The organism is Bacillus sp. NEB1478 (assembly GCF_031582965.1).
In the GTDB taxonomy this organism is placed as follows: domain Bacteria; phylum Bacillota; class Bacilli; order Bacillales; family Fictibacillaceae; genus Fictibacillus.
Genome location: NZ_CP134049.1, coordinates 441,336 through 454,080 on the forward strand (window position 1 = coordinate 441,336; position 12,745 = coordinate 454,080).

The following is a 12,745-nucleotide window of genomic DNA, read 5'->3' on the forward strand; positions in this document are numbered from 1 at the left end:
TAGATAATATTACGATACGACCATTTTTTTCAAATTATTATAAAATAGTCCCTTTTTTTACAAATAAATATGCTATAATACATCGAAATTACAAATCTTACAAAAGCAACGTGGAGGCATATATGGAAGAAACGATTTCTTTAAAAGACATTGCCGTTACACTTCGAAAACGGTTAAGGCTTATTGTTCTGATCACTGCAATAGCTGCAGCGGTCAGCGGTATTATCTCTTATTTTGTTCTTACACCTGTTTATCAGGCTTCAACTCAACTGCTCGTAAACCAAAAAACAAGTGAGCAGCCTGCTCTTGACGTTAACCAAGTACGGACAAATGTTGAAATGATTAATACGTATAGTGTCATTATTAAAAGTCCTACTATATTAAATGATGTGATTAAAGATCTAGACCTTAACCAATCAGTAGAAGGGCTAAATGAAGAAATTACCGTTAATAGTGAGCAAAACGCCCAAGTTTTTAACTTAACGGTTGAAAATGAAGACCCTGCAGAAGCGGTAGATATCGCAAATAAAATCGCTAAAACTTTTAGTGGAAAAATCCCCGAAATCATGAACGTCGATAATGTGAAGATTCTTTCACCGGCTGTACTAAAAGAAAATCCAACACCAGTTAATCCGAAGCCACTCTTAAATATCGCAATTGCTTTAGTAGTTGGATTAATGGTAGGTGTAGGGCTTGCCTTCTTATTGGAGTACCTAGACAACACGATTAAGACAGAAGAGGATATTCAAGCGATTCTTCAATTACCGGTTTTAGGTGTAATTCCTAAAATCTCAACAGAGGATGAGAGAGCACCGGTTCAGAAAAAAGCAGCAAGAAAACGGATGGGAAGTGGAAGCCTTGAGTCGTAAATTCAGAAAAAATATACAAGACTTAACGCAAAGAAGTCTAATTACACATAATAATCCGAAGTCTCCGATCTCAGAACAGTACCGAACAATTCGAACGAATATTCAATTTGCTTCAATTGATAAGGATTTCAAAAAATTAATGGTCACCTCATCAGGGCCTGGCGAAGGGAAGTCGACCACTGCAGCAAACTTAGCGGTAGTCCTTGCCCAACAAGGGAAAAGAGTTCTTCTTGTAGATGGCGATCTTCGTAAACCTACCGTCCATTATACGTTTAAAGTAAGTAACATTTATGGAGTAACAAATGTATTAACGAGACAGGTAGCTTTAAAGGATACTGTAGTTTCTACTAATATTCCTGATCTTGATGTACTGCCAAGTGGTCCTGTACCTCCAAATCCCTCAGAGCTAATTAATTCTAAATCTATGGATAACTTAATTGAAGAAGCAAGTGTTATGTATGATTATGTATTATTTGATACCCCTCCAGTATTGGCTGTAACGGATGGTCAACTACTTTCACATAAAGTGGATGGTGTAATCTTAGTGGTATCGAGTGGTAAAACAGAAATAGATGCAGCTGTTAAGGCAAAGGAATTACTGGTACATGCCCAAGCGAACATCATTGGAACGGTATTAAACGGCAAAGAAATACAAAATGACAACTATTATTACTATTACGGAAAAAATTAGCAATATCTTTACGTAAAAATACAATATTCGACAAAATACCCCTGTTGTAAAAAATGGTAGCTATGGTAATATAGCGTTATGATTCCAAAATCAAGTCTATAGAACTAGTTTTCTGAAGTACTAGTTCTATAGTCACTAAAAAGGATGGAACTAGTTTTATGATTGACATACATAGTCATATTTTACCGGGAATTGATGATGGGGCACAGACACTGGAAGATGCTATCAAAATGGCAGAGGCTGCTGTAGCAGAAGGAATCACACATCTATATGCAACCCCGCATCATCGAAATGGAAGATATGAAAATGACAAACCAAGCATTGAATTCGAAGTAGAGAACTTTAATCAGGAATTACATAAAAGAAATATTCCTCTCGACATCATACCCGGACAAGAGATCCGCTTGTACAAAGAACTAATTGAGGATCTTGATCGGGGTTTATTAATGCCATTACATCACATAGCAAAATATTTATTAATTGAATTTCCCTCCAGCAGTGTCCCAACTTATGCCGCAGAAATTCTCTATGAACTTAGCCTTAGAAACTATCAACCCATTATTGTTCATCCAGAGAGAAATAGTGCAATTATCGAAAATCCAGATCAGTTATATGATTTTATCATTTCGGGTGCACTCACACAGCTGACAGCCAACTCCATTAACGGAAACTTCGGGAAGAAAATAATGAATTTCTCCCATGACTTAATCAAAGCAAACATGTGTCACTTTATTGCATCTGATGCCCATAATGTAACGGGTCGCAGCTTTAATTTGACGCAAGCCTATGAAACTGTTCAAAAACAGTTCGGAACAGAAACTAGATATTATTTACAAGAAAACGCAGAACTCGTTTGGAAAGGCGAAAGTGTTCTAATCGAACAGCCTTCACATATAAAGAAAAAGAAATTTTTAGGGATTTTTTAAAGGGGGACAATCTTAAAAATGAAAAAAGTAAGAAAAGCGATTATACCGGCAGCGGGATTAGGGACCCGTTTTCTGCCTGCAACAAAAGCCATGCCTAAAGAAATGCTTCCAATTGTGGATAAGCCAACTATCCAATACATAGTTGAAGAAGCCATCGAATCAGGCATCGAAGACATTATTATTGTAACGGGTAAAGGAAAGCGTGCAATCGAAGATCACTTCGACCATGCCTTCGAACTCGAACAAAACCTATATGAAAAAGGAAAATTCGAGTTGCTAGAAAAAGTTCAACACACTTCAAAAATGGCTGATATACATTATATTCGTCAGAAAGAACCAAAAGGTTTGGGTCATGCCGTATATTGTGCAAGAAAATTTATTGGGGACGAGCCTTTTGCTGTATTACTGGGCGATGACATCGTTCAAGGTGAAAAGCCTTGCTTAAAACAACTCATTGAACAATATGAAAATACAGGTTCATCCATCATCGGTGTTCAAGAAGTACCAGACGAACAAACAAGCCGTTATGGAATCATTGATCCGATGAGCCAAATCGGAAACTTGTATGGCGTAAACAACTTTGTAGAAAAACCAATGCCAGGTACTGCACCATCTAACCTTGCAATCATGGGCCGTTATTTATTAACACCTGAGATCTTCACTCACCTTGAAACACAAGAAACAGGTGCAGGTGGGGAAATTCAGTTAACAGATGCCATCCAGAAATTAAACACCTTCCAACGCGTATTCGCTTATAACTTTGAAGGCACAAGATACGATGTTGGTGAAAAACTAGGCTTCATTATGACAACGATTGATTTCGCATTAAGAGACAAAGAGATCAGCCGTCAACTGTTACCAGAACTTGAAAAATTACTAGAAGAAATTAAAGTAACAATCTAATTGTTTTAAAAGGTGATGCCTCCTTACCTATATCAATGGAGGCACTCGGTCACATTGTGGGTGAAGAAGTAGTTTAGACCTTAGACGCAAGTCGTCAAAGGTGTGGTGTGAGGTGGGGTTAAATGCCCCTCTCTATTTTTAAATTCAAAAGATGAAGTGTATGAAAACGCTTTACAAACAAAAAGGAACTTTTGATACCTAATGAAAGAACACTTAATAAGTGCTTTTTCGTTAGGTATTAAATATGTAAAAAACATTACAAACAATTAAAGGAGCAATTGAAAAGCATGGAAATTGCTGTAGTAGGCACTGGGTATGTTGGATTAGTAACAGGAACTTGTTTATCCGAAATAGGCCATAACGTTACATGTATAGATATTGATATAGAAAAAATAAACAAAATGAGACAAGGTATCTCTCCTATTTATGAACCTGGTCTTGAAGAACTAATGAAAAAAAACTTAGAAGCAGGGCGGTTAAACTTTACAACAGATTATTCTGAGGCTTTTCAATCTGCTGAAGTCATTTACATCGCAGTAGGAACACCTGAAAAGGAAGATGGATCCGCTAATCTTTCATACGTTGAACAAGTAGCTGTTAATATCGCTCAACATGCCGTAAGAGATATAGTAGCCGTTACAAAAAGTACCGTCCCTGTAGGAACGAATCACTGGATTAAAGAAACAATTCAAAATCATTTAGTAAATGATGTGAAGGTTGAACTTGTATCAAATCCTGAATTCCTTAGAGAAGGAGCTGCTATCTATGATTCATTCAATGGAGATCGCATCGTTATCGGTGCTGAAAATCCAGAAGCAGCTAATGTAATAGAAGAAATTAATAAACCTTTTGGTCTTCCTATTTTTAAAACAGATATTCGCAGTGCTGAAATGATAAAGTATGCAGCTAATGCGTTTCTCGCAACGAAAATTAGCTTTATTAATGAAATATCCAATATTTGCGAGAAAGTTGGAGCTAACGTGGAAGATGTTGCAACAGGAATGGGACAAGATAAACGAATCGGTTCTCAATTTCTAAATGCAGGTATCGGTTATGGTGGCTCTTGTTTCCCTAAAGATACAAAAGCTCTTGTTCAAATTGCTGGAAATGTTGAATATGACTTTGAGCTTTTAAGAAGTGTTATAGAAGTAAATAAAAAACAGCAAAGTATTTTATTAACGAAACTTCATAAACGATTTGAGAATTTAGAAGGAAAACATATTGCTGTACTAGGGTTGGCATTTAAACCTAATACAGATGATATGCGTGAAGCTCCATCGATTCCGATTACAAACCATTTAATCAGACAAGGTGCTAAAGTTATTGCTTATGATCCAATTGCTACAGATAATGCAAAGAAAATTTTGGATCCAAAGGTTACTTTTAAAACTAACATCATTGATGCAATAAAAGATGCAGATGCAGTATTAATCCTTACTGAGTGGTCAGAAATTAGAGAATTTAATTTCGATATTTTTGAATCCAACTTAAAACAACCTATTATTTTTGATGGTCGTAATTGTTTTGATATCGAAACAATTAACAGATCAAATATTGAATATTATTCGATGGGAAGACCAACTGTAAACATGAAAGAAGTAGTGGGAATTATATAAATAAAATCTTAAAGGGGAGGTTTTGAAATGCCAGTAGTAGCAGAAAGAAAATTAGCTGTTAGCACGCATGCTGCTCCTCAGAAACAAGCTTTTGTATCTGACAATGACACACGAATTTATCTTATATTAAAAAGAATTTTAGACATTTTTGGAGCATTTATAGGGTTTATCTCATTATCTTTGGTATTTATAATTGTATCGATATTAATAAAACTAGAAGACCCAAAAGGGCAAGTATTCTTTTCACAAAAACGTGTAGGTAAACATGGTAAAGAGTTTAACATGTATAAATTTCGATCGATGGTATCAGATGCAGAAATAAAGTTAGAAGAACTATTAAAATACAATGAAATTTCTGGGGCCATGTTTAAAATGAAAGAAGATCCACGCGTTACCAGAATAGGAAAACTTATTCGTAAAACTAGCATCGATGAATTACCCCAACTTTGGAATGTTTTAAAAGGAGAAATGAGTTTAGTCGGTCCAAGACCTCCACTTCCTAGAGAAGTAGAACAGTATACTGATTATCATAATCAACGCCTGTTGGTTACTCCTGGTTGCACAGGTTTATGGCAGATAAGTGGAAGAAATAATATAGGTTTCGAACAGATGGTTGAATTAGATTTAAGATATATATCTAAAAGGAATACACTATTAGATTTGAAAATAATATTTAAAACATTTTTAGTTATTTTATGTAAGGATAATAGTGCATATTAATTTTATTAATAGGAGACTTACTTTGGAAACAACAAAAATATTTAATATAAATTTTAATAGAATAACTTTGAAAGAACTTATAGAAGAAATTAACAATAAAGTTAAAAATAATAAAAGAATACATATTCATACAGCTAATGTAGACCATGTTGTATTAGCTAATAAAAATTTAAAATTTAAAAAAGTAATTGAAGATGCAGATATTGTAGTTGCTGATGGCATGCCAATAGTTTGGTCATCAAAGCTAATAAAAAATAGCATTCCTGAACGAGTTACAGGTGTTGATTTATCGTATGAAATTTGTGGAAAATCAAATGAATATGATTTTAAAATATTTTTATTAGGTGCTGCGGAAGGAATAGCAGAAAAAGCAAAACGAAATCTATTGAGTAAATTTCCTGATTTAAAAATAGTTGATTTGTATTCGCCCTCACCAGAAGAGCTTTTGTCAATCGAAAGAAATGATGAAATTTTAATGAGAATCAATAGTTCTGGAGCCAATATCTTGTTGGTTTCACTGGGCACTCCTAAACAAGAATATTGGATTAATGAGAATAAAGAAAAGTTAATTACTAATGTCAATATTGGTGTTGGCGCTACAATAGATTTCATGGCCGGTGAAATTGATAGGGCACCATTACTTTTAAGAAATATCGGTTTAGAATGGTTTTACAGATTATTAAGAGAACCAAAAAGGCTATTCAAAAGGTATATCGTTAATGATTCATACTTTTTAATAATTATTTTAAAAGAAATTTGGCATTATATAAGCAAACGAAAGGAATATATGAATTGAAAAAAAAGCGAATCGTATTTATTGATCATGCTAAAGAAATGGGTGGAGCTGAGCATAGCCTTTACTACTTAATAAAATATCTTGATTATGAAAGATTTATTCCGATCTTAATTTCACCAACCAATAGTGAATTGAGTAAGAAAATCATTAATGATATTAAAAATTTTAAAGAAGTAAAAATAATTCATATTGAGCAAGATAGCATAAAAAAACTCCCTTTATTTCTTGTTGATATTATTAAAATTTGTAAAATAATCAAAGGATTAAAAATAGATATTGTTCATGTAAACACATATCGTTCAGCAATATATGGTTTAATATCAGCTAAAATAACGCGTGTAAAATCTATTTGGCATGTTAGAGATTTTTATAAAAGCAGGATGTTTAAAACTTTTTTTTATTTCTTATCAGACAAGGTAATAACAATTTCTAAAGCTGTAGAAAAACAATTTCCACATACCGGAAAATGTCAAACGATATTTAATGCAATAGATTTTTCAGTTTTTAATTTTGAATTAACTTCTTCTAATCTCAGAAAAGAATTGAATATAGATGAGAAAACAGTATTGATAGGAATGATTGGTAGACTGAACAGATGGAAAGGTTTTCACCATATGATAGAAGCTATCCCAATAATTAAAAAATATATAGATGATTTTCGATTAATTATTGTTGGTGATGAAATTTTAACTGGAGAGAAAGGTTATTTAAATGAGTTGCATTACAGGGTTAATCAGCTAAAAATAAGTGAAAATGTATATTTTCTTGGTCAAAGAAAAGACATACCTAACATTATGAAATCTTTAGATGTAGTAGTTAACTATTCAAAAAATGAACCATTTGGAAGAGTTATAATTGAATCGTTAGCGATGGGAACATCAGTTGTAGTGGCAAATTCGGGTGGTGCACCAGAAATTATTATTAATTCACCAAAATGTGGACTTATTGCAGAATGTTCTAACCCTAGTAGCCTAGCTATTGCAATTGTTAATGTTTTACAAAATAAAACTCAAACAGATGAAAAGTATAAAATAATGTATACAAAAAAGAATTTTCATATAAGTCAACATGTAAATTCAGTTATGAATATATATAATGAAATCTAAGAACTATTAGTAGTATTGGATGTGATATTTTTTGTTTTCTATTTCAAAAGTCCCTTTTAACAGAAAAATATTTATTTTATTAACAGTCTTTTTTATCTCTCTTATATTTAGTTTATTACCTTATATTGTTTACTTTAAAAAGTATGGTCTTCTATGTCTGATAATTTTTATTACTATAATACTTTATTCCGTACTTAATTATAGTTTAGAAAAAATATTATTAATATTAATCTTTTCGTCTTTATCTTTTGATTTTAGTATTACTATATATAGTAATTATTATATTGGAGGAATAAATACAAGTATTGTAATAAATCAATTATATTTATTAACGTGTTTCCTTTTTTTTATAAATATTATTAAGGGGAATTTTAGATTCACATTAAATTTAGAGATGATTTTATTAATTGGATTATTATTTTTAACTTTAATATCTGCGTTTTATTCTCTAAATAAAATATCTCCATTCTATATAGTTATTAGATATTTTTTTGTTATTCTGTTTTTATTTTCTATTTTACAAAAGAAGACAGAAGAAATATGGGATTTAATTACAATAGGTTTAGTTATAAATATTATTTTGCAAACTTTTATAGGTTTTATGCAAATATATTTAGATGGACCATTAGGTATAAGTTTTCTGGGGGAAGACATTAATCCCTTTAGAAAAGGAGTGGATGAAAGCGAGAGGGGAATAAGTGGTACATTAGGTCATCCCGCATCATATGCTTTTTTTCTATTATTATGTATACCAATTATGATTGCTAATACCTCAAAAGAACTAAATAAAAAATTTCACATTAAAGTATTAATAATGTTCTCTATTATTCTATCGACGATCTCAATTATTTTATCAAACGCTAGAATATCTATAATGTTATTGATAATTATTTTTCTTTTAATATTTACATTAAAAAATTATTTATTAAATAGAAAAAAAAACAAACTATTTAGTTTTAATAATATTAGTCGGAATTTAGTAATTGGATTTTCTGTTTTATTTTTAATTTATATTATTTATTCTTTCCTATATACAAGGTTAATTGAGTCGGATTTTATTAAACAATTTTATGATAGACTTTACCTTTCTGAATTGGCAGTTTCTGTTATATCCGAGAACACCAAGAATTTTTTATTTGGAGTAGGGGCTAATAATTATGTAGAATATATTAGTTTAAAGGGAAATAGTGGATTTGCATTTACACAGCCAGTTCATAATTTCTATTTATTACTTTGGGCAGAAAACGGCATTTTCTATTTAATAATTTATTTAATCATTCTTTTAATGTCTATAATTAAAATGTTAAATATATTGTTTAGAGGAAAAGGTGAAATGGTATTAAAAGCAATCAGTATTTTAATTGGTTTAGTAACAATACTTATATTTAATTTCTCTGATTGGACTTTATATAAAGAACAACTTTATTGGTTTTTCATTATTTATTTAACTCTATCAATATCTGTTTATGCAGAATTTAAGAAAACAAAGGAGGATAAAAATGAAAGTTTGGATGTTTCCAAAAACTAATAAAGAAAACCCATACAATAATATGCTTTCCTCATCTATCGAGAAATATGGTGTGAATGTAACGAACTTCCGTCAAAGAAATTTTTTAGATATAAAAAAAAATGAAATACTTCATTTACATTGGCCTCATTCACTATATCAAAGTAATTCTTTAATGGTTATGACTTTTAAAGCAATAGCTTTAATATTAGTATTATCAGTTTTGAAACTTAAGGGAAGTAAAATTGTATGGACACTACACAATTTATATCCTCATAAATATAAGTATAAGTTTATGGAAAAAATTATAAGAAAAAAAATTATTAGTATTTCCAACTTAATTATTACTGCAGGTGAATTCATTAAGAAGGAAGCTATTAATGAGTTTAATATAGAAAATAAACATATTGAGGTTATTCCGATAGGTAATTATGTTGAATTATACAATCAAGAAAGATCAATGTATGACATTAGACAAAAATATAATATACCAGAGAAGAATTTTATCTTTTTATTTTGTGGAGCAATTAAAGAATACAAAGGTGTAATTGAATTACTAGAAAGTTTTATAAAGTTAAAAGAGAAAAAAAATAATATATCTCTAATTATTGCTGGGAAACCAGATTATTTTATGAACCAAAAGCTTAATAAATATTTAGGGACTGAAAATATATATTTAGATCTAAGATTTATTCCTGATGATGAATTAAGTACCTTGTTAGATAATTGTAACGCCGTAGTTTTACCTTTTAAAAATATTACGACATCTTCATCAGCAATTCTTGCTTTAAGCTTTTATAAACCTATAGTTGCATTAGATGCTCCATTTTTTAGAGAATATTTTGATGATAATACTTCCGTGTTATTCAATAATATAGGAGGTTTATCGTACGCAATGGAAAAAATCATGAAATTGACAATTGATAAAAGTACTTTTGATAAAAGAATTATAGACTTAGATTGGGAGAGGATAGGAAATCAGATGAAAAAAATATACTTAGGATTATATAATTAGGAGATTTCTATATGTTTAAAAATTCTATTTGGTCTTTTATTAATTTAATAGGAAACCAATCTGTTTTTTTAATAACCAATGTCGTTTTAGCAAGACTTTTAAATCCGGAAATTTTTGGAATATTAGCCATATCCCAAGTGTTTACAGTTTTAGCTCAGGTATTTCAAGAATCAAGTGTGAATTCATACCTAATATATAAAAATAAAATAAATCAAAATGAAATTGCAACAGCTTTCTGGACTAATGTTTTTCTTACCATTTTTTTATCTACTCTCCTCTTTATAATTTCTTTTCCAGTTTCAAATATTTACAATATTGAATTAGTCGAAAAAACGATAAAAATAATTTCAGTTGGATTATTTTTGGGCTCTTTTGGTATTACAAGTAAAGCATTATTTCTAAAGTATAAAAAAATTAAGGAAATAACAATTATTGAAATAATCGGAGAGATTAGTTCTAGTATTGCAGCTATTATATTTGCTTATCATGGAAGTCCCTTATTTGCAATAACATCAAGATTAGTTATAAAACCAGCTATATGCTCAATATTATTTTTAATAACTTCGAAATCATTAATTTATTTTACAAAATTTAATTTTGATTTATTTAAGAATATGATTCCTTATAGTAGTAAAATTCTAAGCTCTCAAACTTTTATATATTTTAATAACAATATAGATTATTTACTAATAGGGAGAATGCTTGGAAGCAAAAGTTTGGGTTTATATACAATTGCATTTCAATGGAGTGTTCTTGCAAGATACTATATATCGGGCTCTTTTAACAAGATCGCATTTCCAGAAATATCTAATAACAAATCTAACATATTAAAAGTGAAAGAAATTTATATAAACATTGTTAAAGCTGTGTCTTTTATTTCATTTCCATTTTGTAGTGGATTAATAGTTATTGCTCATGACTTTATATTAGTGTTATATGGATCTGAATGGTTACAATCAGTTACCGTTCTCAAATTGTTATTATTATCTGGACTAATTACTTCGATAAGTACAATTGGTGGTTCTGTTTTTAATGGGTTAGGCAAGCCGCAAATTGAAATGTGGTTAAATGTGTTTTCATTTATTACATTATTTATAGTTATAGTTATAACATCTAAATATGGATTAATAGGAATTTCTTTTGGAATACTTTTTAGAACATTAATATTTGATTTCATTAAGTTGAATTTGGTTAATAAATTACTCTTATTAAACAATTTAGCATTTTATAAAAGCTTTAATAAAATTATATATTCCACGTGTGGAATGCTGATAGTTCTTAACATTGCAAAATATTTTACTCTGAGCATGCTCCCTTTATTAAGATTGGTATTATTAATCTTAGTAGGAACATTATCTTATATTATTTTTTCTTTAGTTTTTAATAAAGAAATGTCTGTACAATTAATTAAGTTTGTTAAAAAACCATTGAAAGTTAAACATATTTAAGGAGTATGTATGTGAAAATTATCATTGACGGAACCAGCTTAGCTCGAAAGATAACTGGGATAGAAAATTACACTTTAAATTTAATAAAACATTTAGGACAATTAGATTATAATCCTGAAAATTCTTATTATATATTGTTTAGAAATGAAGTCCCTAAAGATATTAAGTTTCCTAAAAATTTCAAAACAATATTAAGCCCTTTTAAATCGCAATTATTAACAGAACAAATATGGATCCCTTTTATCACGTATAAATTGAAGCCCGATTTAATTCATTTCCCAGCATTTCCACCTCCCCTATTGGTAAAAAAAAATACTATATTTACTGTATTTGATGCAACTATGTGGAAATACGTCCATACATTATCACTAAAAAACCGTCTTTATATGAAACCTTTAACTAATAGAGGGATTAAAATTGCAAATAAAATTATAACAATATCTAATTCCTCAAAAAATGATTTGGAAGAGATGTTCCCTGGTGAAAAAGAAAAAATCACTAACTCAGGTATTTCAATTTCTAAAAATTTTTTTCCTGAAAAAAACAAAATATTATTAAGTAAGATTAAAACAAAATATCAATTACCAACTAATTTCTTCTTGACTGTAGGGAGTCTCGAACCAAGGAAAAATCTTGTTTTTTTAATTGAAAGCTTTATTGAATTTAAAAAACAAAATAAAAATAATTATAAATTAGTGATTACAGGTAGAAATGCCTGGGGAAAAAGTGAGATATTTGAAATGGTGCAATCCCATAATATGAATTCTGAAATTATATTTACAGGTTATGTATCAGATAATGAATTAAGAAGTCTTTACTCATTATCCGATTACTTTGTATTTCCATCAATTTACGAAGGTTTTGGTCTTCCAGTATTGGAAGCAATGGCTTGTGGGACACCAGTAATAATATCAAATTCATCTTCTTTACCTGAAGTTGGGGGTGATGCAGCTATATATTTTAATCCTAAAAGTAAAGAGAGCCTTATAACAGCATTATTAGGAGTGATAAATGAGAGCTACAATTATAGAGAACTTCAAAGAAAATGTTTAGAAAGACAAACTCATTTTTCTTGGAATGAAGTTGCTCACAAAATTAATGAAGAATATAAAAGAGTTTATAATAAAATCACTATTGGAGGATAAAAA

Annotated in this window: 12 protein-coding genes; all 12 read left to right on the top strand. The window is 29.9% G+C overall.

The genetic code is table 11. The features are described 5' to 3' along the window. Nucleotides 1-122: 122 nt before the first annotated feature. The 12 genes from RGB74_RS02185 (at nt 123) to RGB74_RS02240 (ending at nt 12,742) form a co-directional block, all read left to right on the top strand. Nucleotides 123-869: a YveK family protein gene (locus RGB74_RS02185; RefSeq protein ID WP_310761355.1), complete on the top strand. Its 747-nt coding sequence runs from the start codon at nt 123-125 to the stop codon at nt 867-869. Beyond that, a complete protein-coding gene (locus tag RGB74_RS02190) occupies nt 859-1,560 on the top strand; it encodes a CpsD/CapB family tyrosine-protein kinase (protein WP_310761356.1) in 702 nt (233 codons plus the stop codon). Before RGB74_RS02185 ends, RGB74_RS02190 begins: the two co-directional genes overlap by 11 nt. Before the next feature lie 158 nt (nt 1,561-1,718). Next, nucleotides 1,719-2,486, top strand: a complete 768-nt coding sequence (locus RGB74_RS02195; RefSeq protein ID WP_310761357.1) for a tyrosine-protein phosphatase — start codon at nt 1,719-1,721, stop codon at nt 2,484-2,486. An 18-nt stretch (nt 2,487-2,504) separates the two neighbouring features. Continuing rightward, nucleotides 2,505-3,389 carry a UTP--glucose-1-phosphate uridylyltransferase GalU gene (gene galU / locus RGB74_RS02200; RefSeq protein ID WP_310761358.1) on the top strand — a complete coding sequence of 295 codons (885 nt, stop codon included), beginning with the start codon at nt 2,505-2,507 and terminating at the stop codon, nt 3,387-3,389. A gap of 287 nt (nt 3,390-3,676) precedes the next feature. Beyond that, nucleotides 3,677-5,005, top strand: coding sequence for a UDP-glucose dehydrogenase family protein (locus RGB74_RS02205; RefSeq protein ID WP_310761359.1), 1,329 nt, complete (start codon nt 3,677-3,679; stop codon nt 5,003-5,005). A 27-nt stretch (nt 5,006-5,032) separates the two neighbouring features. Next, complete coding sequence (locus tag RGB74_RS02210) at nt 5,033-5,725, top strand: sugar transferase (RefSeq protein ID WP_310761360.1); 693 nt, start codon at nt 5,033-5,035, stop codon at nt 5,723-5,725. 22 nt (nt 5,726-5,747) lie between these two features. Then, nucleotides 5,748-6,521: a WecB/TagA/CpsF family glycosyltransferase gene (locus RGB74_RS02215; protein ID WP_310761361.1), complete on the top strand. Its 774-nt coding sequence runs from the start codon at nt 5,748-5,750 to the stop codon at nt 6,519-6,521. Beyond that, nucleotides 6,518-7,627, top strand: coding sequence for a glycosyltransferase family 4 protein (locus RGB74_RS02220; protein ID WP_310761362.1), 1,110 nt, complete (start codon nt 6,518-6,520; stop codon nt 7,625-7,627). Before RGB74_RS02215 ends, RGB74_RS02220 begins: the two co-directional genes overlap by 4 nt. 31 nt (nt 7,628-7,658) lie before the next feature. Further along, the gene (locus RGB74_RS02225) at nt 7,659-9,155 is read left to right on the top strand and encodes an O-antigen ligase family protein (protein WP_310761363.1); all 1,497 of its coding nucleotides are present in this window, start codon (nt 7,659-7,661) and stop codon (nt 9,153-9,155) included. Continuing rightward, nucleotides 9,127-10,149 (top strand): glycosyltransferase family 4 protein, encoded by a 1,023-nt coding sequence (locus RGB74_RS02230; RefSeq protein ID WP_310761364.1) that lies wholly within the window; start codon nt 9,127-9,129, stop codon nt 10,147-10,149. Before RGB74_RS02225 ends, RGB74_RS02230 begins: the two co-directional genes overlap by 29 nt. An 11-nt stretch (nt 10,150-10,160) precedes the next feature. After that, on the top strand, nt 10,161-11,597 hold the full coding sequence (locus RGB74_RS02235; protein WP_310761365.1) for an oligosaccharide flippase family protein: 1,437 nt from the start codon (nt 10,161-10,163) through the stop codon (nt 11,595-11,597). An 11-nt stretch (nt 11,598-11,608) separates the two neighbouring features. Beyond that, complete coding sequence (locus RGB74_RS02240; protein WP_310761366.1) at nt 11,609-12,742, top strand: glycosyltransferase family 4 protein; 1,134 nt, start codon at nt 11,609-11,611, stop codon at nt 12,740-12,742. Nucleotides 12,743-12,745: the final 3 nt, after the last annotated feature.